Below are 23,771 nucleotides of genomic sequence, written 5' to 3'. Positions count from 1 at the left end.
CAATGAATATTAAACGCTGGCTTATGGCCGTTGTCATTATTCTCATCGTTATTACCAGTCTTGGCTTTGTTAAGTTTACACAAATCCAAGCGGCAATCGCCTTTGGGGAATCTTTTCCGGAACCTTCGGCTTCAGTCAAAAGCACGTATGTATCAACTACTGAATATATTAAATCGGTTAAGGTTGTAGGCCAGCTTCACGCCAAACGCACCGTCACCATTAGTAACGAGTATCCCGGCCTTATCACTTACGTCGGCTTTAAGCCCGGCGAGCAAGTGGAGGAGAATCAGGTATTACTGCGCCTAGACAGCAGCATTGATGAGGCAAATCTACTAGCAGCTAAAGCTCGAGTAAAACTCGCTAAATCCACTTATCAACGAGTTGCCAAATTACTTGAACAAAAGCGGATCAGCCCTGATGAGGTAGACAAAGCCGAAGCCGAGGTGGCAATTAATCAGGCTGAAGTAAAACGATTAACCACGTTAATCGAGAAAAAAACCATTCGTGCCCCTTATCCGGGTCAAACAGGGTTAGAGCAATATCAAGTCGGTCAATTGCTGGATGCCAATAGCGAAATCACGTTCTTGGTTGGGTTAGACGACAGTATTTGGGTAGATTTCAAAATTCCACAAACCTTACCACAACCTAGTATAGGCGAAGATGTTAGCGTGGCAATTTCTAATGCCAATGGCCAATTACCCGCTCGCGTATCTGCCAAAATGCCAATGGTCGATGTCGCATCGCGTCAACAAAGTTATCGTGCAGAGCTACAAAACAGCAATGGCACACTCAGCCACAATAAAATGGTGTTAGTCAATGTACCAATGGAGGTCGTGAGTGCCGCGATAGTGCCAACCAATGCAATTACGCGCAATCACTTTGGCGAGTTTGTTTATGTACTTGAAAAGGACGAGAGCCAAAACTGGCGAGCAAAGCCAGTAAAAATCACTTTAGGCGATAAGGTCAACGACCAGCAACTTGTACTATCTGGCCTTAGCGGTGGTGAATTTATTGCTGCTGAAGGCGCATTCAAGCTACAAGAAAACTTACTGGTTTATACCGATCAGGTTGCCGCTGTTGATGGCAACAACGGAGGTCAGTAATGAGTGCATTACACGAAAATAAGCCGTCTATCATGGATATTTTTGTTAACCGGCCGGTACTGGCAATAGTGGTGTCATTGCTTATTGTACTAGCGGGTTTTAATGCCGCCCGAGATATATCAGTGCAGCAATATCCAAAAATAGAAAGTGCCTCACTGGTGATCAACACTGTCTATACAGGCGCTGCCGCAGACGTCGTAAAAGGCTATGTTACCGAGCCAATCGAGCGAGTGGCCTCTACCGTTCCGGGTGTCGACTATGTAGACTCGATAACTACCTCGGGACTTAGCAAAGTCACCGCTTGGCTTGAACTTAATCACAGTACCACCGACGCCTTGGCTGAGCTAACCACCCGCTTAAACCAGATTAAGTTTGAGTTACCCAGCGGAGCGGAAGATCCAGCCATTCAAATCGTGCGTGCCGACAGCCCGTATGCGGTATTCTATCTCGATGTAGAATCTCAAGGTCTGCCACGTAATAACGTGAGCGATTATTTGATCCGAAATGTTGTCCCTTCTATGTCTGATATTCCCGGTGTACAAAAAGTGACACTGGAAGGTGGCCGCGATCCAGCAATGCGAATTTGGCTCGATACCGAAAAACTCGCTATCTATGGCGTAAGTGCTAGCGATGTATTTGCTGCACTACAAGCAAACAACACCATTGCCACCTTAGGTTACAGTGAAAATAACAGACAACGCATCGACCTGATGGCCAATACCTCGTTAAAAACGGTAGCCGATTTTAACAACCTAGTGGTAAAAGAAATCGATGGCACGCAACTCAAGCTTGGTAACATCGCCACGATAGAACTCGGTGAAGCCGAAGGCATGGTAACCGCACGCCTTGATGACCACGAAACGGTATTCTTAGCGGTGTGGGCATTACCAGGTGCTAATGAAATTGATATTGGTGACGCGCTGTATAAAAAGATTGATGAGATTAATACCATCTTACCCGACGGTATGTATCTAAGAATTGGCTACGATGGCACGCTTTATATGCGTGATTCCATAAAAGAAATCTTCACCACGCTTGGGGAAACCGTCCTACTCGTGGGGATTGTTGTACTCGCTATGATGGGCTCGTTTAGAACCGCTATGGTGCCGCTGGTTACCATTCCTATCTCGATTTTAGGCGCAATCGCGGTGATCTCAGCAATGGGCTTTTCACTCAACCTACTGACTATTTTAGCTATCGTGCTTTCTGTTGGGTTAGTGGTGGATGACGCCATCGTAGTAGTTGAAAACGTTGCGCGCCATATGCGCGAAGGCAAACCCAGATTACAAGCGGCGCTTATCAGTTCACGTCAATTACTCGTCCCAATAATTGCCATGACGTTGACCCTTGCAGCGGTCTACGCGCCAATCGGATTTTTAACAGGTTTAACGGGGTTCTTATTCAGAGAGTTCGCGTTCACCCTAGCCATTGCGGTGTTAATTTCTGGATTGGTTGCTATAACCTTGTCGCCCATTATGAGTGCTTACGTTAACCCCGAAGGCGGTAAAGAAGGTAAATTAACGCAAAAGGTCAATGGCTATTTTGATCGATTACAAGCGTTTTATTTTCGTGCACTCGATACCTTGTTTAAGTGGCGTCCACAGGTCTTTTTTGTCGCTATCATGTTCTCTTTGTTGTCGGTGCCGTTTTACCTGTTATCACAAAAAGAGCTAGCCCCTATCGAAGATCAAAGCAGTATCCAAGTCGTAGTGGAAGCACCACCAGAGTCTTCTCAAGCTTATACTTCAGCGAAAATGAATGACACTGCCGAGGTCATGAACGCCACTGAAGGCGCTGAGTTTACTTGGCAGATTATTACGGCGGCAGCAGGCTTTGGTGGTGTAGAGCTTGCACCATTTGATGAGCGAGAAAATTCAGTACACGACTTACTATACGACCTATACGGCCGGTTAGGCAGCGTCACTGGACTAAGTTTATTCCCTATTTTACCTGCATCGCTTCCTACCGCAGGGCAGTTTGACGTTGAAGTGGTATTCCGTGCCAGTGACGACCCAACCGCGATGAAGCAGTACGCCGATGAGATTATTCAACGCGCCACCGCCAGTGGCAGCTTTATGTTCGTCAATACCGACCTAAAAATCGACCTGCCGCAAGCCGAGCTTGAAATCGACCGAGAGCTGGTTGCAGACTTAGGTCTCAGTTTGTCGTCGGTAAACGAGCAACTTAGTATTTATATGTCTAATAATTTTGCCAACTACTTCAACAAAGAAGGTAAAGCCTACCGCGTCATTCCCATTGTGGGCGATGGCGAAAGGTACAATCCTGAGAACATTCTTAATATGCAAGTAAGAACCGATGCTGGCGATCTTATTCCAATTTCAGCGTTTGCTACCTTACGTACTTTTACAAGCCCTAGAGTGCTTGGCTCATTCAATCAGCAAAACTCGTTTAGAATCTTGGCAGGCACACTGCCACACATAACCAAAGAGCAAGCGCTCACACAGGTAGAAGAAATTGCAGCAGACGTCTTACCTAGTCACTACTCCATTGACTACGCAGGTGAATCAAGACAGCTAAGAAAAGAAGGCAACACCATGGTTGGCGTACTTTTGTTTGCCATGATAGTGGTGTTTTTCTTACTGACTATCCAGTTCAACAGCTTTAGAGATCCGCTCGTGGTACTACTCGGCTGCGCACCGCTGGCACTCGCTGGTGCATTGATGCTGCCGTTTTTATCACTTACAACAGTCAATATTTACAGCCAAATCGGCCTAATTACGCTCATCGGTTTAATAGCCAAAAATGGCATCTTGATTGTTGAATTTGCGAACCATTTACAGCTTGAAGGTAAATCGAAATTTGAGGCGGTAAAAGGGGCTGCGGCCACACGTCTAAGACCTATACTGATGACCACAGGTGCAACCGTGCTTGGTCACTTTCCGTTGGTATTGGTAACCGGTGCAGGCGCAGAAGCGCGCAACAGCATAGGTATTATCTTAGTCGCAGGCATGCTCATCGGTACTTTCTTCACTTTGATTGTCTTACCGCTACTTTATGAAAAGTTAGCCAGCGATCACCGTGGTGAAGCAGAAACTATTGAAACCTACCCAGAAGCGCAATTGGCAGGCAAAGTCAGTATGACGTGATAACTTGCTAATAACCAAAAGGACACTAAGTGCCATGCTTAGTGTCCTTTTTAATTGGTAAAACCTTTCTTTTGATAAACCGGAATTTATAGCACTATAAGTCTGGAGCAGATAAGTCGAAGCAACATTATTTTCGGCTTCTTCCCTTGATAAATTATCTAATTTATATAAATTAGCTAAATCATATCCAAAAGAAGAATCGCCTTATGAATGAGCAAGCAATCTTCGATCATATCAAACAAGCATTAATTGAAGCGCCACGCAACCAGTACACCACTGAACTACACCTGCAAATGATCAAATACGCAGACGATTTAAAAAGCATGACAGCCAAAGAATTTTGCGAAGGCGTTGGCTTAAAACCTAGCTTTGGTACTGAATTTTCGAAAATGCGTAATCTAACCCACCGTTTAAAAGCCGCTGGCTTGAACACCGACTTGCTCTAACAGCGCTCTATCACAAGGTTTTTAGGAACACACATGGCAATTAAAAAGACAGAACTTTATTCATCATTATGGGCAAGCTGTGACGAACTGCGTGGCGGTATGGATGCCAGCCAGTATAAAGACTACGTGCTAACGATGCTTTTTATGAAGTACGTCAGCGACAAATACAAAGGCGACCCATACGGGATGATTGTTGTACCTGAAGGTGCAAGCTATGACGATATGATAGCCGCCAAAAACGACAAAGAAATTGGCGATAAAATTAATAAAATTATTTCAGCCCTTGCCGAAGAAAATGACCTAAAAGGCGTGATAGACGTTGCCGACTTCAACGATGAAGACAAGCTCGGAAAAGGCAAAGAAATGGTTGATCGCCTAACTAAGTTAGTCGGTATTTTCCAAGGCTTAGATTTATCTTCAAACCGTGCTGGCGGTGATGACCTATTAGGTGACGCTTACGAATATCTAATGCGTCATTTCGCTACTGAATCAGGTAAATCAAAAGGTCAATTCTATACACCATCCGAAGTATCACAAATTCTGGCAAAAGTTGTTGGCATAACAGAAGACACGCCACAAGATGCTACCGTGTATGACCCAACTTGTGGTTCAGGCTCACTATTATTAAAAGCCAGTGATGAGGCCCCGCGAGGCTTATCGATATTCGGGCAAGAGATGGATGTAACTACATCAGCTCTATCTAAAATGAATATGATTTTACATGGCCATGTATCCGATATACGCACAATTGCACAAGGCAATACGCTTTCATCACCAGCATTTAAAAATGGAGCCGCGCTAAAAACCTTTGACTTTGCAGTTGCCAACCCGCCTTTTTCAAATAAAAACTGGACCAGCGGTTTAAACCCTGAAGCAGATATTTATGATCGTTTTACTTGGGGCATTCCGCCTGAGAAAAACGGTGACTACACCTTCTTACTACACATTATCAAAAGCTTAAAAAGCACAGGTAAAGGTGCAGTGATCTTACCGCACGGTGTGTTATTCCGTGGTAATGCCGAAGCTACGATCCGTGAAAACCTTATCAAACAAGGTTACATCAAAGGCATTATTGGTTTACCTGCTAACTTGTTCTACGGTACAGGTATTCCTGCGTGTATTATTGTGATTGATAAAGAACATGCACAAAAAGCCATTATTGAGTCAAGTGGTAGCTTTACCGAAGATGATGCAGAGTTACCAACTATATCAGGCCGCCCAATCTTTATGATTGATGCCAGCAAAGGCTTTATTAAAGATGGCAATAAAAACCGCCTACGCAGCCAAGATATCCATAAAATTGTTGATGTCTTTAACAAAGGCTTGGAGCTTGAGCGTTACAGCCGTTTAGTGGAAATTGATGAAATTGCCGCTAACGATTACAACCTTAATATCCCACGTTATATCGACTCCTCTGAACCAGAAGACCTACACGACTTAAGTGCGCATCTGCAAGGTGGTATTCCAAACCGTGATATTGATGCCCTTGAACATTACTGGCGGGTATTCCCTAGCATTCGTGCCACATTGTTCAAGCCAGAACCCAACCCAAAAAGAAACGGCTATAGCCACGCACTGGTAGAAGCCGGCCAAGTAAAAAGCACCATTTTGGCGCATCAAGAATTTAAAGACTTTGCCGCTCGTAGCCTATTGCCATTTAAACAGTGGATATCAGAAGCAAAACTTAAAGAAATCAAGGTTGGCGATAACCCGAAGAACTTTATCTTTACCATTTCAGAAAACTTACTGAACAGCTATGCCAATAGCGACCTATTAAGCAAATACGACATTTATCAAATCCTTATGGATTACTGGGCAGATACCATGCAGGATGATGTGTATGTATTGGTACAGGATGATTGGCAAGCGGGTAATACGCTTCGTGAGTTAGTGGCTAAAAAAGGTGAAAAACTCAAAGAGACACCTGATTTAATCATCAATAAGAAAAAGTACAAGGCAGAAATTATTCCACCTAGCTTAATCATTGCTCAATATTTCGCTGACGAACAAGCAAAATTGGATGCCCTGCAAGCGAAGCAAGACAAAGCCACCCAAACACTTGAAAACTATTTGGAAGAAGGCACTTCTGGAACAGGGAATGAAGATGGCTTATTGGTTGAAGCCCTAAATGATAAAGACAAAATCACCAAAGCCAGCGTTGCTGCCAGAGCTAAGCTCGCAACCGATGCTGAGGAAGTGAAAGCACTAAAGCAAGCAACCAAGCTGTTTAATGCTGAAGCGGCTGCAAAAAAAGCGGTAAAAGAAGCGCAAGAAGCTTTGGATTTAGCCGTATTTAAGCAATATCCAAAACTAACCATTGATGAAATCAAAACCCTGATTGTCGATGACAAATGGCTAGCCACATTACAAGCCAATATCGTTGCCGAAATTGAGCGCGTAACCCAACAAATGGCAAACCGTGTTAAGCAACTGGAAGAGCGTTATAGCACCCCATTACCAACTCTCACTCAATCGGTTGATGACCTTAGCGATAAAGTCGCAGGCCACTTAAAAGCAATGGGATTGGAGTGGTCACTATGAGTGCATTAGAGCAAGTGATTCCAGAAGGATATAAACAGACGGAAGTTGGAGTTATCCCCAGCGAATGGGAAGTTAATAAAGTTTCTAAAGCCTTTGAAATTTGTAATACATTGAGATTTCCGCTGAGTGCTAAAGTACGAGAGTCGATGGCTGGAGAATACCCATATTATGGCCCCACTAGAATTCAAGATTATATCAATGAGTATCGTATTGATGGTGAATATGCACTAATTGGAGAGGATGGTGACCACTTTCTAAAATTTGAAACTGTACCTCAAACACAGTTGGCTAAAGGTAAGTTTAATGTAAATAATCATGCTCATGTGATTAAGGGAAAAGTTGCGACGGCTGAGTGGTTTTATTTGTTTTTTAAACATCGTGAAATAACAAGTCATTTATCTAGACAAGGTGCTGGCCGTTATAAATTAAACAAAGCAACTCTCGAACAATTACCTTGTGCAATACCTCCAAAACAAGAACAAACCGCCATTGCCAATGCTTTGTCCGATGTTGATGCGCTATTAACGGCATTGGAAAAACTGATCGCGAAAAAACAAGCAATTAAAACCGCCAGCATGCAGCAACTGCTGACAGGCAAAACCCGCTTACCCCAGTTTGCTACTTACAACGAAGGTGAAATGCAAGGCCAGCCCAAAGGCACAAAACCCAGTGAACTAGGCGAAATCCCTGAGGATTGGGAAACTAGAACTTTGAAGGAAATGGCTACTTCAAATGGCCTCGTTAGAGGGCCGTTTGGTGGCGCGTTAAAAAAAGAACATTTTTCTAAAAGTGGTTACAAAGTTTACGAGCAACGAAATGCTATATACGCTAACGCTACTATGGGCAACTACTTTATCAATCAAAGAAAGTTTGAAGAGTTGAAGCGATTCGCAGTAAACAGTGGGGATTTCATTGTGAGTTGCTCAGGAACAATAGGAAAAATATTCAAAGTGCCCGATGACTGCCCGGAGGGAGTAATAAATCAGGCACTCTTGAAGATAACTCTAAATGAAACGATAGATCCTGACTATTTTGGTCACTATTTTAAATGGGATACATTCCAAGAGAAAATTATAGATGGTACACAGGGTGGTGCTATGAAGAATTTAGTTGGAATGTCTGAGTTCAAAGAGTCTTTGATGCCAGTTCCCATTTGTAAAAGAGAACAAATCGCTATCGCCACTATCCTCTCGGATATGGATAACGAAATCCAAACCCTTGAACAACGCTTGGCAAAAACCCGCCAAATCAAACAAGGCATGATGCAAGAGCTACTCACAGGCCGCACAAGACTACCCTATTAAAGAAAAGGAATTAATTATGATTAGAGATAGAAACTTAATATACCACTTAACTGCTTTAGAAAACTTAGAATCAATTCTTCAGCATGAATTACAACCAAGGTGTGAACTCAATAATGATGAATTTGACGATGTTGCTGATGGTGAAATTCTAAATTCAAGGGCTAACCACAACTTAGATCGTTATGTACCATTTCACTTTTTCGCCAAAAACCCCTTCGATTATGGTGTTCAACGTAATCACTCAGATAAAGATTTTGTATTAATTTCTGTTCAGAGAGCTACGGCTAGGGCAAATGGGTGGCGAATTGTTCCTACACACCCTTTAGCTGAAGAGGGTTATCAAATTTTAGATTATGATGCTGGATTTTCAGCTATTGATTGGGAATTGATGGAAGAAAGAAATTATGATGATAGAGCGTGCAAAGTAGCTTGTATGGCGGAGTGTTTGTCGCCTACTAGTGTAAACCCTAACTTAATATTCTGTATTTATGTTAAAAATGCGCGAGTTAAAGCCCTTGTAGATAGGCTGGTTAATGCACATAGAGTAAATTGTCATGTAGACATTAATTCTGCAATGTTTGTTGGTGAGTAAATTGTATAACTACAGTCAAACCCTTAACCCACAAAAAGCGTTGATTTGGCGCATAGTGCATCGTAACAATATACCGTGGATCTTAGATAACGGTTTGTATTGTGGTAATAGTCAGGTGCAGTCACCTAATTGGGAGGCTATAGGTAGTTCGGAGTTAATACAAAAGCGAGCAACTCATCCAGTCCCTATTTCTCCTTTTGGTTCGTTAAATGACTACGTGCCTTTTTACTTTACTCCTTTCTCACCTATGTTGCTCAATATAAAGTCAGGGCGAGGCGTTATTCAGCGGGCTAACGAAGACATTGTTATTTTGGTATCATCGTTACATAAAGTTGAACAATTAAACTTGGATTTTGTCTATACGGACATGCATGCCTATTACCTATGGGCTAACTTTTATTCTGATTTAAAGCACTTAGGAGCTGTAGATTGGCCTATTTTACAGGCAAGAGATTTTGCTAGAGATCAGAATGATCCCGCCAAGTTTGAGCGATATCAGGCAGAGGCATTAATCAAACGGCATTGCCCTATCAATGCTTTATTAGGCGTAGTTTGTTACAACGCGCAAGTTGAACAACAATTAAAACAACATATTCAACAGCGCAATATGAATTTGGATGTCATTGTGCGTCCTGGATGGTACTTTTAATGATCACATATACACAAGGTAATTTACTCGAAGCTAACGCAGATGCTCTAGTCAATACAGTTAATACTGTAGGGGTTATGGGTAAAGGCATTGCGTTAATGTTTAAAGAACGCTTTCCTAAAAACATGGCTGAATATGCAGCTGCCTGCAAGGCTAAGCGAGTAAACACCGGTCAAATGTTTGTTACTGAAACAGGCGAATTAATGGGACCTAGGTGGATCGTAAACTTCCCTACCAAGCAACACTGGCGTGCAAAATCTAAAATGGAATGGATTCAAGATGGATTAGTCGATCTTCGCCACTTTATAGAAAACAATAATGTTGGTTCTATAGCAATTCCTCCACTTGGCGCAGGACAAGGTGGCTTGTCTTGGCCTGACGTAAAACTAGAAATTGAAAAAGCATTATCCGATATTGAAAATACAAATATCATTGTATTTGAGCCTACTAGCAGATATCAAAATGTGGCTAAAAAGTCTGGCGTCAAGAAACTAACACCAGCGAGAGCTTTAGTTGCCGAATTAGTAAGACGTTATTGGATATTAGGCATGGAGTGCAGTTTGCTGGAAATTCAAAAGCTAGCTTGGTTTTTGCAAAGAACCATTGAAAGATCAGGCTTGAAAAATGAGTTAAAGCTTAATTTCGAAGCAAATTATTATGGGCCCTATGCCAATAACTTAGAGCACTTGTTAAATGCTTTAGATGGTAGTTATTTGAAATCAGATAAACGTATTCCTGATTGTGATCCTTTAGATGTCATCTGGTTCAATGAAAACGAGAGACAAAAAGTTTCGACCTACTTAAGCACCGAGGCGAAAGAGTATTTACCTGCATTAGAAGAAGCAACTCAAGTAATTAATGGCTTCGAATCTCCTTTTGGCTTAGAGCTTTTGTCTACAGTGGATTGGCTTATTACTAAGCAAGGATGTGATAAAACGGTTGAGTCAATAAAAGAAGGCATAGCCAACTGGCCTACTGGAGACAAATGGGCACTGCGCAAGTTAACCTTATTTGGCGATAGAGAAATTCAATTTGCTTTGACTAATTTGGAAAACCTACATTAGCTGAATCGATCCAATAAAAACGAAATAAAGGAATAATATGAGTAATGTCGGTCAATTAGAGCGTAAAACTCAAAACCGCGTAGTTAAGTTTTTTAAAGAACAACTTGATTACGACTATCTAGGTAATTGGGAATACCGTGAAGGTAATAGCAATATTGAAAGAGAGCTGCTTACTACGTGGTTAGAAAACCGAGGATATTCTGATGTCCTCATCACCCGAGCTTTACGAGTGCTTGACCTTAAAGCCGCATGCGGCGGGGCAAGAAAACTCTATGATGCCAATAGAACGGTTTACCGACTTTTACGTTATGGCATCAAGGTAAAAGAAGGTGCTGGTCAAAAAAATCAAACGGTTTGGCTGATTGACTGGGAAAATCCTGAAAATAATGACTTTGCCATTGCCGAAGAAGTCACCGTAAAAGGCGAATTAAAGAAACGCCCAGATATCGTTGTTTACGTAAACGGCATCGCGCTTGGCGTAATTGAATTAAAACGTTCTTCAGTCTCAGTCAGTGAAGGCATTCGCCAAAACTTAGACAATCAAAAAAAAGCCTTTATCCGCAATTTTTTTACCACCATGCAACTTGTGATGGCAGGGAACGATACCCAAGGCATTCGCTACGGCACAATAGAGACATCCGAAAAGTATTATCTTGAATGGAAAGAAAGCAGCGGCAAAGAAAACCCAAACCCACTGCCTTCAAGTAAAGTTAAAGCAGAAAATTTACTCGATACCCATATCGCGCAATTGTGTGATAAAACACGTTTTCTGCAACTCATTCATGACTTTATTGTGTTTGATGCTGGTGTCAAGAAGACCTGCCGACACAATCAATTTTTTGGTATTCAAGCCGCTCAAAAATACGTTAAAAAGCACGATGATGGCATTATCTGGCACACACAAGGCTCAGGCAAAAGCTTAACCATGGTTTGGCTTGCTAAGTGGATACGCGAAAATGTGACAGACTCGCGGGTACTTATCGTAACTGACAGAACCGAGTTAGACGAACAAATAGAAAAAGTGTTCTCAGGTGTTGATGAAGATATTTATCGAACAGTAAGTGGCGGTGATTTAGTTGCGACGCTCAATGAACCCAACCCCTGGCTATTTTGCTCCCTCGTTCATAAATTTGGCCGAAATGGTGAGGCACTTAGTGAAAAAGAAAGTGAAGAAGCCAAGACCCAAGCGACAACAGACTACATTGAAGCCCTAACTAAAAACTTACCAAGTGATTTTGTCGCAAAAGGCAACTTGTTTGTGTTTGTCGATGAGTGCCACCGAACACAGTCAGGTAAGTTGCACGAGGCCATGAAAACTATTTTGCCCAAAGCCATGTTTATTGGTTTTACGGGTACGCCACTGATGAAAAAAGACAAGAAAAAGTCTTTAGAAGTGTTTGGCCCCTATATTCACACTTATAAATTTGATGAAGCCGTAAGTGATGGCGTAGTGCTCGACCTTCGTTATGAAGCAAGAGATATTGATCAGCACTTAACTTCAAAGAAAAAGGTGGATCAATGGTTTGAAGCTAAAACCAAGGGCCTTTCGAATCTTGCTAAAATGCAGCTCAAACAAAAATGGGGCACAATGCAGAAGGTGCTCTCGAGTAAATCTCGCTTAGAACAAATTGTTAGCGACATGCTGATGGATATGGAGGTAAAGCCAGCATTGATGTCAGGCAGGGGTAACGCCATGTTGGTATGTGCCAGCGTTCATCAAGCTTGTGTGGTTTATGACTTGTTTAGTAAAACTGACCTTGCCGGAAAATGCGCGGTAGTAACCAGTTATCAGCCTGCTGCAGGCGCTATAAAAGGTGAAGAATCTGGTGAAGGCTTAACAGAAAAGCTATTTAAATATGACACCTATCGCAAGATGTTAGCGGATTACTTTGAGCAAAGTGAAGACGAAGCCGCGAAGCGTGTCGAAGAATTTGAAAAAGCCGTTAAGAAGCGATTTATTGAAGAGCCGGGACAAATGCGCCTACTCATTGTGGTCGATAAACTATTAACTGGTTTTGATGCCCCTTCTGCCACTTACCTTTATATCGATAAAAAAATGGCTGATCACAACCTCTTCCAAGCTATATGCCGAGTAAACCGTCTAGATGGTGAAGACAAAGACTACGGTTATATCATAGATTACAAAGACTTATTCCGCTCTCTTGATAAAGCCATTAAAGATTATACAGCAGAAGCGTTTGATGGATATGACGCTGATGATGTGAAAGGGCTTTTGAAAGACCGCTTACAAGAGTCTCGTGCTGATTTAGATAATGCGCTGGAAGCGGTAAGAGCACTATGTGAACCAGTGAAAGCGCCTAGAAATACCATAGATTTCATTCACTATTTTTGTGGTGAGTCTGGTGTTGCACCAAAAGACGAGAATGAGCGCACCGAAAAAGAAGCGCTGCGTTTAACCTTATATCAATCTGTTGCCAAGCTGCTCCGCGCATACACCAACCTTGCCAATGAAATGGAGCAAGCTGGCTACACCTTCGTGCAAGCAGAAAATATTAAGAAAGAAGTCGCATACTTTGAAAAAGTGCGAGATGAAGTAAAGCTTGCCAGTGGCGACTTACTAGAAATGAAGCGGTTTGAGCCAGCCATGCGCCACTTGTTAGATATGTATATTCGAGCGGATGACAGTGAAGTGCTTATGGATTTTGAGGAGTTGGGTTTAATTGATCTAGTAGTGAACAACAATGGTAAAGGACTAGAGTCTTTACCTGAAAGCTTGCGTGACAATGAAGATGCAATGGCTGAAGCCATTGAGAATAACGTAAGAAAGACCATCGTTGATGAAAACCCAGTAAACCCTAAATATTTTGACAGCATGGCAATTTTGCTAGATGAAATCATTAAGCAGCGAAGAGAACAAGCGATAAGCTATCAGGAGTACCTAGAGCAAATAAAAGTACTTGCCAAGAAAGTCGTTAACCCAACTGAAAATAGCGCACAGAATTACCCAGAATCTGTCAATACGCCAGCCAAACAGGCAATTTATGACAACTTAGGGAATGACGAAGTGCTCACAACTAAAATTGATACTGCGGTTCGTTACACTAAAAAAGCCGATTGGCTTGGTGATAAATTTAAAGAGCGCGAGATTGCCAATGCTGTACGACAAGAAGCGGCGGGTTATGATGTAAATATTGTTGATGTGATGGAGCTCATAAAAGCTCAAAAGGAATATCACTAGTGCGTCATACCAAAAGTAATGTAGAACGTGTTGAAGTAATTCGCATCGGTGACATTGATGTTGAGCTAAATCGCAGAGCGATTAAAAACATCCACCTAAGCGTGCTACCACCCAATGGCAAAGTGAGGCTGTCTATTCCCAATGAAACAAGTGAGCAGAAGATAAGACTGGCTATTGTTAATAAGCTTGCGTGGATTAAAAAGCAGCAAGCTGACTTTGCAGACCAAGAACGCCAATCAATTCGTGAAATGGTTAATGGCGAATGCCACTACCTTTGGGGTAAGAAATATCGCTTAAAGCTAATTGAGGCCAACGGTAGATACAGTGTTACTGCAAAAGGCAACGGTAATTTAGTGTTAGCTGTTGCAGAAAATACGTCAACCGACAACAAACTCAAACTGCTTAACCGTTTCTATAGAGATGAAATTCAGCGCTCACTTGAAAAACTATTACCTCAATGGGAAAAAAAACTAGGTGTAAACGCTGGTTCTCTCAACGTAAAAAAGATGAAAACCAAATGGGGAAGCTGCAATATTCAAGCTAAGCGTATATGGCTGAACCTCGAACTTGCTAAGAAGCCGCCAGAGTGCATGGAGTTTATCCTTGCCCACGAGCTAGTTCATTTACTAGAGCGTCACCACAACGAAAGATTCCGTTCCCTCATGGACAAACACATGCCTGATTGGCGTGAACGCAGAGACTTACTTAATAGCTTGCCTCTAGCTTATGAGGATTGGAACTATTAATGAAATTTAACACGAGACAAACTAATCAACACTTTCACATTATATTAGATTGTCTCTTTTACTATACAGAATACATCTAACAAGCCTGTCCGCATGCCCAGCCGGAGCTCCACGCGTATTGGAAGTTATAGCCCCCGAGCCATCCAGTGACATCGGTTACTTCGCCGATAAAATACAGGCCTTTTTGTTTTTTTGCTTCGAAAGTTTTTGAGCTTAATTCGTCGGTATCTACACCACCTAACGTAACCTCTGCGGTGCGATAACCCTCTGTGCCATTTGGTTTTATTTTCCAGCTGGTGAGAGTTTCAGTGAGCTTTTCAATCTCTGTGTGGCTGAGTTGGTTGGCGTTTTTATCCGAGATGCTGCCGTCGCTGATTAGGGCTTCAATAAAGCGCTTTGGTAGGATGCTCGAAAGCAAGTTCTTCAGGCTCTTTTGCCCTTGTTCACTGCGCCAGTCATGAAGTTGTGCTTGCACATCTAAGTCAGGTAGTAAATTGATGCTAACAAACTCTCCTGCTTTCCAAAATGAGCTGATCTGCAAAATTGCAGGGCCAGATAAGCCTCTGTGGGTAAAGAGAATATTTTCTCTAAATTGGATACCGCTTTCACTAGTCACTAGGCTATCTACGCTAATACCAGACAAACCATCAAAGCGTGCTTTGTCGTGATCATGAAGTGTAAATGGTACAAGCGCTGCCGTGGTTGGTAACACCGTTAAACCGAATTGCTCCGCTATTTTGTAGCCGATTGGCGTGGCGCCAAGTTTTGGCATGGTTAGGCCACCAGCGGCGATCACCACTGACTCGCAGTTAAAGGTTTGAGTTGTGGTTTTGACTAAGTAGCGACCATCAGCTTGATGTTCAACCGCAAGGACTTCTTGGCGTAAGTGAAGTGACACGCCCGCCCAGTCACATTCGGTAAGAAGAATGTCGACAATATCTTGCGCGCTATTGTCACAAAACAATTGTCCAAGCGTTTTATGGTGATAAGCAAGGCCATGGCGGTCTACCAATTCAATAAAGTCATGTTGGGTATAGCGACTCAAGCACGACTTTATAAAGTGTGGATTTTTACATAGATAGTTAGCAGGTGAAGCATTTTCGTTGGTAAAATTACAGCGACCACCGCCACTGATCAAAATTTTACGACCAGGCTTTTTTCCCATATCAACCACTGCAACTTGTCGCCCTCGGTATCCAGCCTGTGCAGCACACATCAATCCTGCAGCACCTGCGCCGATAACGACTACCTCTATTTGTTGCATAAACTCACTCAACTTTTTATCTAAGATTTCTACACCTACCGTTTTGCCAACAGTTTAGCTTTAAACGGCAAAATCGCGACCAAGCGAAAATTATACCTAGATTCTTTATCTAATCACAGCTAGGAATATCGATAGCCACTCGCATACCTTTTAAACACTTGTAAACATTATGTCAGCGCTATCATCTATCAAACCGTCAAAAACAGGAAAATACAACTAGAACAACTAAAAAAACCAAACCTTTAATATTAATAAATTCTTCGCTCTATTGGCTACAAATGCTTCACAAAGTTAAAAACACTATTTTGTTTACAGTCATTTACAATGTAACTGAAATTTATTCACTCTCTCACAAAAATGAAAAATATCGATTAAAAACAATACAGTAAGAATTTTTTATAGCCATTTATCCGTCCACATATAACTAAAAAATTAGTGCAAATAACAAAACAGCGCTTTCTTTTTTTTAACTAGGAGTTTACTTTCACTAACCATCAGCTTTTTATTAACAGCTGAACAACAAGTTAGAAACTAGGGAAACATTATGACAATCAATAAAAACTTTAAGCGCGCTGCACTAAGCGTCGCAGTGAGCGCATTATTCACTGCAACAGCAGTTACAGCCGCACCTGCACAATCAATCGGCCAAGATGCAGCACTTGCAGCAACAGCACAAAAACTATCATCACAAAGCACACTTGGTACACAGTTCATCATCAAGTACAAAGATGCTAGTTCGCAAATGATGAGCCTTTCATCTGCGGATCTTGCCCCTGCAAAAATGCAACAACGTGCAGAAAGCTTTGTACAAGGCTTTAAGAGCAGTAAAGCGAGTGCTCGCGCTCAATATGTTCGCCCAATGGCGTTAAGTAACCACCACGTTATGCGTGCTGACAAAAAGCTATCAGCAAAAGAAGCACAAGCATTCATGAACGAAGTGATGGCTTCTGGTAATGTTGAATACATCGAAATTGACCAAATGCTAAAGCCATTCGCAACGCCTAACGATCCTCGTTATAACGATCAATGGCATTACTTTGAAGCTGCAGCTGGTATTAATGCTCCTGCTGCGTGGGATAAAGCAACAGGTCAAGGTGTGGTAGTTGCGGTACTAGATACAGGTTATCGCCCACATTTAGACTTAGATGCCAACATTCTGCCTGGCTATGACATGATCTCTAATACCTTTGTTGCTAACGATGGTGGCGCACGTGACAACGATGCTCGTGACCCTGGTGATGCAGTCACTCGTGGTGAATGTGGAACTGACTCTTCAGGTCAACCGGTACCACGCGCGGATCAAGACTCAAGCTGGCATGGTACACACGTAGCGGGAACCGTTGCTGCTGTCACAAATAATGGTGAAGGTGTTGCTGGTGTTGCTTACGACGCTAAGGTAGTGCCTGTACGTGTTCTTGGTAAATGTGGTGGTTTAACATCTGACATCGCTGACGGCATCATATGGGCATCTGGCGGCTCGGTATCTGGTGTACCTGCAAATGCTAACCCTGCTGATGTTATCAACATGAGTTTAGGTGGTGGCGGTGCATGTAGCGCAACCACACAAAATGCAATCAACCAAGCACGTAACAACGGTACGGTAATTGTTATTGCGGCAGGTAACGACAACGATAACTCAGCAAACTACAACCCAGGTAACTGTAATGGCGTTGTAAACGTAGCATCTGTAGGTCGTGATGGTAGCCGTGCTTACTACTCAAACTATGGTGCAAACATTGATGTTGCCGCTCCTGGTGGCGCACAAAGTTTTGCAAATGATCCTGAAGGTATCTTGTCTACGCATAACTCAGGCTCTGGTGCACCTTCAAATGATAGCTACCACTACTCACAAGGTACGTCTATGGCGGCACCTCACGTTGCGGGTGTTGCTGCGCTAATCAAACAAGCAAAACCATCTGCTACACCTGATGAAGTAGAAACTATCTTGAAAAACACTACACGCAGCTTCGCGGGTAACTGTTCAAACTGTGGTACAGGTGTTGTTGATGCAGCCGCTGCGGTAAATGAAGCTTTAGGCGGTGTTGTCACACCACCAACAGGTAATACGCTTGAAGATGGCGTAGCAAAAACAGGCCTAAGCGGCGCTGCTGGCAGCAATCAATTTTTCACTTTTGATGTACCTGCTGGAAAAACCAATGTGACCTTCACCATGAGTGGTGGAACAGGTGATGCTGACCTTTATGTAAAACTTGGCAGTCAACCAACTTCAAGTAGCTATGACTGTCGCCCATATGAAGGTGGCAATGCCGAAGTTTGTAGCTTTGACGCGCCTCAAGCTGGTACATACCATGTAATGATTAACGGTTATAAAGCTTATTCAGGCGTAAGCTTAGTTGCTGCAACTTCGGGCTCTAGCACAGGTGGTCCACAAGCAGGTGGTGGTACAATTGAAGATATTTCAGCGTCAAGCGGTCAGTGGGTTCACTACACTATCGAAGTACCTGAGGGTATGAGCGACTTCACCGTGAAAACATTTGGTGGCTCAGGTGACGCTGACTTATTCGTTAAGTTTGGCTCTCAACCTACAGCAAGCAGCTATGATTGTCGTCCATATGAAGGCGGTAATACCGAGACTTGTGTAATCACTAATCCGCAAGCAGGTACATGGCACCTAAGCATTAACGCTTACCGTACGTTCTCTGGCCTCACGTTAGACGCACAGTACAAGCCATAAGCAAAATTTAGTAGGCTCTTAATTGAGTCTTCTTTCCCCAACGAGAGGCCGCATTTGCGGCCTTTTTAATTATTTTGTAGAGCGGTTTCAGCTTGCATTAGTCGAGATAAATCTCGACCTACAAAACTCGCTGATGGGTACGAGTTTACCTCACAATCTTTTAATTACTCGCCGCGTGAGGCGGCTGCTACGTTTTAGCTTATGCTGTCGAGATAAATCTCGACCTACAAAACACGCTGATGGGAGCGAGTTTACCTCACGAGCTTTTAACTGCTCGCCGCGTGAAGCGGCTCCGACGTTTTAGCTTACAGTGGTCGAGATAAATCTCGACCTACGGCACTCGCTGAAGGGAAGGAGTTTACCTCGCGATTTTTTTAACTGCTCGCCGCGTGAAGCGGCTCCGACGTTTTAGCTTACAGTGGTCGAGATAAATCTCGACCTACAAAACACGCTGGTAGGAACGAGTTTACCTCGCGAGCTTTTAACTGCTCGCCGCGTGAAGCGGCTTCGACGTTTTAGCTTGCAGTAGTCGAGATAAATCTCGACCTACAAAACACGCTGATGGGAGCGAGTTTACCTCGCGATTTTTTTAACTGCTCGCCGCGTGAAGTGGCTGCTACGTTTTAGCTTATGCTGTCGAGATAAATCTCGACCTACGGCACTCGCTGATGGGAGCGAGTTTACCTCGCGATTTTTTAACTGCTCGCCGCGTGAAGCGGCTTCGACGTTTCAGCTTATGCTGTCGAAATAAATCTCGACCTACAAAACGCACTGGTGGGAACGAATTTACCTCACGAGCTTTTAACTGCTCGCCGCGTGAAGCGGCTCCGACGTTTTAGCTTGCAGTAACCGAGATAAAGCTCGACCTATGGCACAATCCTGATTACTGCAAACCTAAAGTGTCTCTGATCTCCCGCATTTTTTCTTTAAGGCTTTGCTGGATTTGTTGCACTTGCTCATGTGAGCTATTAACCTGACCTTTCATACTATCCATAGCGTGACCAAAGGTATCTAAAAGATCTGACTGTTGATTGGCAAGATCCATGGCATGGGCGGCAACTTGGTTGGCGCTTTGTGCGCTCTCTGCCACACCTTCTGAATTGCGTTTCAACTCTTGTGCATGACCGGTTTGCTGCTGTGCCTCATCTGCCAAAGCCGAGATTTGCGTCGATACCTTGTTTGAATTATCACTCAAAACATTTAATTGCTGATGAATATCAGTCAGTGAAGCTTGTGTTTGCTGTGCAAGCTTTCGTACTTCGTCCGCAACTACTGCAAATCCACGCCCATGCTCACCTGCGCGCGCTGATTCAATTGCGGCATTAAGTGCAAGTAGGTTAGTTTGTTCTGCAATGGAGCTGATCATATCAATCACTTTACTCACATCTGAAACACCATTAAGCAATTCATTTAAGCTCTCTAATCCCTGCTCTACCCGCTTTTGCGTGGTCGATGAAGCGCTCAACATAGAATCCGCATAGGACACACTTTGTGTCATTGCTTCAAAGGTGTTGTTAGCATTGTCGGCAACTTGTGCATTAATTTGATTGGCATCCGCCCCAAGCGCTCTGAGCGAGTCGAGCTGCGCTTGGTTTTGTTCCACTTGCTCAAAGGTATCTCCAGCTTGTGCTGAGATCTGCGCCAAGTTAGTGTTCATCTCTTCCATAAAGGTATTGATCACACTAAGCATTTCTGAGCGTTCGTCCGCTTCTGCTCGCTGCCTATCGATTAACTGATTAAAGTAACTCGCAATTTCGCCAATTTCGGTATCTTGGTTTTTACTTTCAATATTGCGTAACTCATTACTTTCTATCAACTGAGCAAAGCCATCGCGTAGTTGTCTTAGCGGCGTTAGTACTTGATTAAACTGCACAAAGTATACACCACCAGCTAAGAGTACGAGTAACCCAATTGCCACACCAAAGAGCATAAATACATTAGTTTTGACGGCGGCCTGCTCTGTTATTAAAGTCGTTTCTGCTTGCAGAATATTCTCTGAAATCGCTTTAATATCACCTCGCAGTGCCAGCATGCCTGCTTGGCGCTGTTTGGACTGCTGTAAGGTATTTTCTAAGTCGCGAGCATAACGTTTTGGCCAGCTCACAAGCTCCGCTTTTATTTCTAGCGCTAAGTCTTCAGCTTGTGCACCTAAAAATAGCTCATCTTCATCTACCTCACTCATTACTCCTAAGTTTTCGAGTTGATCTATTCGCGCGGCAATATCCTGCAACCGACCTAAGCTCAACATCAAGCTTTGTTCAGTTTGCTGCTCATAAGCCATGACTAACTGATAAGTATATAAACTCAAATTCGAGACTTCGCTAAAGTAGTCTGAGGCGAGATTAAAATAAGATTCTTTAGCGGCACTATCTTGCGCTGTAATTGCATACTTTACGAGACTTGATGCTGAGCCCGACATTTGCCTGAGCGCATTATCCAAAAGCGCAAGTTCGTTACCTGAAAGCTTTCCAAGTGCCCGGTATTTGCCTGCAATGTCTTGTTGTAGCTGTGTGAGTTTGGCTTCAAGTTGTTCAGCAAGTGCTGGTGGTAACTGTTCCACACTTTGCTGTAGCGTTTTGATTTGTTCATCGGCCTGACTTAAATATTGGCTATCACCCGCACTCAGGTAATCTTCAACTGTGCCCTCAAGCTCAATAATCACCGCATTTTTAACTCGATTGTAAGCGGCGTCTTGCACATCAAGTTCGGTTAAGACTTGGCTTGCCCAAAACAGACTCGCCCCAAGTAGAATACTCGCAGTGGTTAATAAAATTGCCAACAACCGAGTAAATGTAGACACGCGCATAGAATCACAACCCCTTTATCAAAATGCTCCGCAAGAGTATTAAGGATTTATGACAACTTGATTAAATCTGGTTACCTTTTCTGTACAACCGCGCAAAACCATACTTTTTACGTATATCCATCTAGATATCTACTGAACAAATTTAGAGCAGGCATTGGTATGCTATTTCATCGCAGCGTTTACATAGACGTCAAAGCGATTTTTCTTGGTTTTTATTTGCATACTTGGCGTTTGAGCATTTAAAAAGCCAGCGTAGTCTGGACGTTTTACCACCACCCTTTTTGTGGCTAACTGCAAAGCAAAAGGTAAAAGTGCATCCGCATCTAAGTCGTTGCCAACTAAGTCTTGAAATACCCGCATTTCTTTTTTCACTTGCGCCGATTTTTCACGATGTGGAAACATAGGATCAAGATAAACTACATCTGGACGCCAACCTGCTTGCTCTAGCAAGTCATGGCTAGAACCAAACTCTAGTCGCATGGTTGACCTTACCCACTCGCCAATTTCAGCATCTTCATAGGCGCGTTGCAAACCGTCATATAACAATGCTGCGACTACCGGATTACGCTCATGCAATACAACGTTACAGCCCATAGACGCAAGCACAAAAGCATCACGTCCAAGCCCTGCTGTCGCGTCTAATACCGTAGGCACAGCCCCTTTGTTTAAGCCGACAGCTTTTGCAATTGCTTGCCCTTTACCACCACCAAACTTGCGTCGATGAGCGACTGCACCTGTCACAAAGTCAACACGAATAGCGCCGAGCTTTGGTTCGTCTTTTTTAAGTAATTGTAGGCCTAACTCGTCATAAACCAATTGAAACTCCGCCTCATTAATATCTAGCGCGGATAAGTTAAAAAGCTTAGTTAGCGTATCTAGGTAGGATCTGTTTTCTTCAAAAGGGGTGTGAATATACAAGCTAAGCTCCCAAAGGTTACCAACCGTGGCAGTATACCGCTTTCCCTATCTAGTGTCTTTGATTATCCAACGGCTTAGAACAGCTCGATATCAGCCTGTGATGCCACTTCGTCCTCACCCCAAGGCTTTGCTATTTTATTTAAACTCTCAATAAGCTGCTGACGTACCTCTGTTACCTCGCCTAGCTTATATTTAATTATGGTTAGCTCATCGCTCAAATAAGTAAAATGCTCGTAGAGTTCTTGCAATCGCTCTCTTTCACTTGGTTCTAAGTTAGCAAGCTTGTCACTTTCAAGTACAGCTTGAAACTCGGCCACTTTACCGCTGTAATGATCGCCAACGCCGCTTAAATGATCGCTCAGCTCAGCAAATACCTGCCCGATATGTTCCACTTTATTGAGCGCGTCTTCACTAACTTCCATATCCTTGATTTTGGCATCTGTCGCTTCCAGAATGTGCGGAAACAAATCTTTATAACGACCATACACCGCAACATCATCCACTGGCATATTCTTAATCAGCAAAGAAACTTTAGAGTAGTTAATAATGGTCCTGCGCCCAAAATCAACAAAGCGGCTGCCATCTTTATGCTTCTCAAACAATTCTTGCTCTATCGGTTGGATCGCCCCCTCGCTAGAGTAAAACATCGCATCTTGGTGATACCAAAAAGCCACTGCAACATCGAGCTCCATCGGCATAAAAAATTCTAAAAAATGAGTGCTCAAGGTATTGAGGTCATGTGCATGATACGATTGCCCGACATACCGCATTATGCGTCCCATATCACCAGAGTCGGTCATGGCGATTTCAGCCGTGGTTTGGGCACGCTGTACATCTTGCTTGAGCTGCGAAGAAGTCTTTCTGTAGTCATCAAGAACATTAATACGCGCCAGCAACTCTTCAGCATTAAAAGGCTTGACTATGTAGTCAGCAGCGCCCGCGTTATAACCCCGCATCCGCTCTGAAATATCGGCACGAGAGGACAAAAACATAACCGGGATCTCAGTGGTTTCCTCAAGTTTTTTTAGTTGCTTACATACTTCAAAACCTGATACTCCAGGCATTTCAACGTCAAGCAAGATGATATCTGGGCGATATTTTTTAGCTAATCGTAAGCCTTCCTCACCATTTTTCGCGTGTAATATTTTGCACGTACGCGCTAACGCTTCATCAACAACGTGATGAACGAGCTTGTCATCATCAATGGCAAGAACCAGTTTTGTCATGTGGCTTTCCCTATTAATTCATATCTTTATAGAATAGTCAGAGATATTGGATTTGCTAAAAAAAATAAGGCAAAAAAAACGCCTTCAAAAGAAGGCGTGAAGAATGGAAAA

The 23,771-nt window shown here is 43.1% G+C and carries 15 protein-coding genes; 11 read left to right on the top strand and 4 right to left on the bottom strand.

Going from position 1 to position 23,771, the window contains the following annotated elements:
- The first annotated feature begins 2 nt into the window (after positions 1-2).
- From DRB05_RS14790 to DRB05_RS14745, 10 genes are all read left to right on the top strand, one after another.
- The gene (locus DRB05_RS14790; RefSeq protein ID WP_128727626.1) at positions 3-1,103 is read left to right on the top strand and encodes an efflux RND transporter periplasmic adaptor subunit; all 1,101 of its coding nucleotides are present in this window, start codon (positions 3-5) and stop codon (positions 1,101-1,103) included.
- Entirely contained in the window at positions 1,103-4,210 is a 3,108-nt protein-coding gene (locus tag DRB05_RS14785; protein WP_128727625.1) for an efflux RND transporter permease subunit, read from the top strand. Before DRB05_RS14790 ends, DRB05_RS14785 begins: the two co-directional genes overlap by 1 nt.
- A gap of 206 nt (positions 4,211-4,416) precedes the next feature.
- A complete protein-coding gene (locus DRB05_RS14780; protein ID WP_045964924.1) occupies positions 4,417-4,656 on the top strand; it encodes a hypothetical protein in 240 nt (79 codons plus the stop codon).
- A 33-nt stretch (positions 4,657-4,689) separates the two neighbouring features.
- Positions 4,690-7,197 (top strand): class I SAM-dependent DNA methyltransferase, encoded by a 2,508-nt coding sequence (locus tag DRB05_RS14775; RefSeq protein ID WP_128727624.1) that lies wholly within the window; start codon positions 4,690-4,692, stop codon positions 7,195-7,197.
- Complete coding sequence (locus tag DRB05_RS14770) at positions 7,194-8,501, top strand: restriction endonuclease subunit S (protein WP_128727623.1); 1,308 nt, start codon at positions 7,194-7,196, stop codon at positions 8,499-8,501. Before DRB05_RS14775 ends, DRB05_RS14770 begins: the two co-directional genes overlap by 4 nt.
- Before the next feature lie 16 nt (positions 8,502-8,517).
- Complete coding sequence (locus DRB05_RS14765; RefSeq protein WP_102056027.1) at positions 8,518-9,093, top strand: DarT ssDNA thymidine ADP-ribosyltransferase family protein; 576 nt, start codon at positions 8,518-8,520, stop codon at positions 9,091-9,093.
- Entirely contained in the window at positions 9,086-9,742 is a 657-nt protein-coding gene (locus DRB05_RS14760; RefSeq protein WP_240036257.1) for a DUF4433 domain-containing protein, read from the top strand. Before DRB05_RS14765 ends, DRB05_RS14760 begins: the two co-directional genes overlap by 8 nt.
- Positions 9,742-10,806, top strand: a complete 1,065-nt coding sequence (locus DRB05_RS14755) for a macro domain-containing protein (RefSeq protein ID WP_128727621.1) — start codon at positions 9,742-9,744, stop codon at positions 10,804-10,806. Before DRB05_RS14760 ends, DRB05_RS14755 begins: the two co-directional genes overlap by 1 nt.
- 37 nt (positions 10,807-10,843) lie before the next feature.
- Positions 10,844-14,005 (top strand): HsdR family type I site-specific deoxyribonuclease, encoded by a 3,162-nt coding sequence (locus DRB05_RS14750; protein ID WP_128727620.1) that lies wholly within the window; start codon positions 10,844-10,846, stop codon positions 14,003-14,005.
- Positions 14,005-14,751 carry a SprT family zinc-dependent metalloprotease gene (locus DRB05_RS14745; RefSeq protein WP_128727619.1) on the top strand — a complete coding sequence of 249 codons (747 nt, stop codon included), beginning with the start codon at positions 14,005-14,007 and terminating at the stop codon, positions 14,749-14,751. The genes DRB05_RS14750 and DRB05_RS14745 overlap by 1 nt, the downstream gene beginning before the upstream one ends.
- A 76-nt stretch (positions 14,752-14,827) precedes the next feature.
- Here the strand turns inward: DRB05_RS14745 and DRB05_RS14740 are convergent, their stop codons facing one another.
- Entirely contained in the window at positions 14,828-16,015 is a 1,188-nt protein-coding gene (locus DRB05_RS14740) for an NAD(P)/FAD-dependent oxidoreductase (protein WP_128727618.1), read from the bottom strand.
- A 544-nt stretch (positions 16,016-16,559) separates the two neighbouring features.
- On the opposite strand from DRB05_RS14740, the gene DRB05_RS14735 reads away from it, so the two are divergent.
- The gene (locus DRB05_RS14735) at positions 16,560-18,710 is read left to right on the top strand and encodes a S8 family peptidase (protein WP_128727617.1); all 2,151 of its coding nucleotides are present in this window, start codon (positions 16,560-16,562) and stop codon (positions 18,708-18,710) included.
- 883 nt (positions 18,711-19,593) lie between these two features.
- Here DRB05_RS14735 and DRB05_RS14730 read toward each other — a convergent pair.
- The 3 genes from DRB05_RS14730 to DRB05_RS14720 form a co-directional block, all read right to left on the bottom strand.
- Positions 19,594-21,516 (bottom strand): methyl-accepting chemotaxis protein, encoded by a 1,923-nt coding sequence (locus DRB05_RS14730; RefSeq protein ID WP_128727616.1) that lies wholly within the window; start codon positions 21,514-21,516, stop codon positions 19,594-19,596.
- 162 nt (positions 21,517-21,678) lie between these two features.
- The gene (locus DRB05_RS14725) at positions 21,679-22,434 is read right to left on the bottom strand and encodes a class I SAM-dependent methyltransferase (protein ID WP_128727615.1); all 756 of its coding nucleotides are present in this window, start codon (positions 22,432-22,434) and stop codon (positions 21,679-21,681) included.
- A 74-nt stretch (positions 22,435-22,508) separates the two neighbouring features.
- Positions 22,509-23,660, bottom strand: a complete 1,152-nt coding sequence (locus DRB05_RS14720; protein WP_128727614.1) for a response regulator — start codon at positions 23,658-23,660, stop codon at positions 22,509-22,511.
- Between the last annotated feature and the right edge of the window lie 111 nt (positions 23,661-23,771).

The organism is Pseudoalteromonas sp. A757 (assembly GCF_004103285.1).
Classification (GTDB): domain Bacteria; phylum Pseudomonadota; class Gammaproteobacteria; order Enterobacterales; family Alteromonadaceae; genus Pseudoalteromonas; species Pseudoalteromonas galatheae.
Note: the sequence above shows the minus strand (reverse complement) of the source record. Positions and strands in the feature narration are given on the sequence as shown.

Excerpts from the sequence above, each read along its gene's own strand:
- DRB05_RS14790 (WP_128727626.1), top strand. The coding sequence starts at position 3 with ATGAATATTAAACGCTGGCTTATGGCCGTTGTCATTATTCTCATCGTT.
- DRB05_RS14780 (WP_045964924.1), top strand. The coding sequence starts at position 4,417 with ATGAATGAGCAAGCAATCTTCGATCATATCAAACAAGCATTAATTGAA.
- DRB05_RS14730 (WP_128727616.1), bottom strand. The coding sequence starts at position 21,516 with ATGCGCGTGTCTACATTTACTCGGTTGTTGGCAATTTTATTAACCACT.
- DRB05_RS14755 (WP_128727621.1), top strand. The coding sequence starts at position 9,742 with ATGATCACATATACACAAGGTAATTTACTCGAAGCTAACGCAGATGCT.
- DRB05_RS14770 (WP_128727623.1), top strand. The coding sequence starts at position 7,194 with ATGAGTGCATTAGAGCAAGTGATTCCAGAAGGATATAAACAGACGGAA.
- DRB05_RS14720 (WP_128727614.1), bottom strand. The coding sequence starts at position 23,660 with ATGACAAAACTGGTTCTTGCCATTGATGATGACAAGCTCGTTCATCAC.
- DRB05_RS14785 (WP_128727625.1), top strand. The coding sequence starts at position 1,103 with ATGAGTGCATTACACGAAAATAAGCCGTCTATCATGGATATTTTTGTT.
- DRB05_RS14735 (WP_128727617.1), top strand. The coding sequence starts at position 16,560 with ATGACAATCAATAAAAACTTTAAGCGCGCTGCACTAAGCGTCGCAGTG.
- DRB05_RS14740 (WP_128727618.1), bottom strand. The coding sequence starts at position 16,015 with ATGCAACAAATAGAGGTAGTCGTTATCGGCGCAGGTGCTGCAGGATTG.
- DRB05_RS14775 (WP_128727624.1), top strand. The coding sequence starts at position 4,690 with ATGGCAATTAAAAAGACAGAACTTTATTCATCATTATGGGCAAGCTGT.
- DRB05_RS14765 (WP_102056027.1), top strand. The coding sequence starts at position 8,518 with ATGATTAGAGATAGAAACTTAATATACCACTTAACTGCTTTAGAAAAC.
- DRB05_RS14750 (WP_128727620.1), top strand. The coding sequence starts at position 10,844 with ATGAGTAATGTCGGTCAATTAGAGCGTAAAACTCAAAACCGCGTAGTT.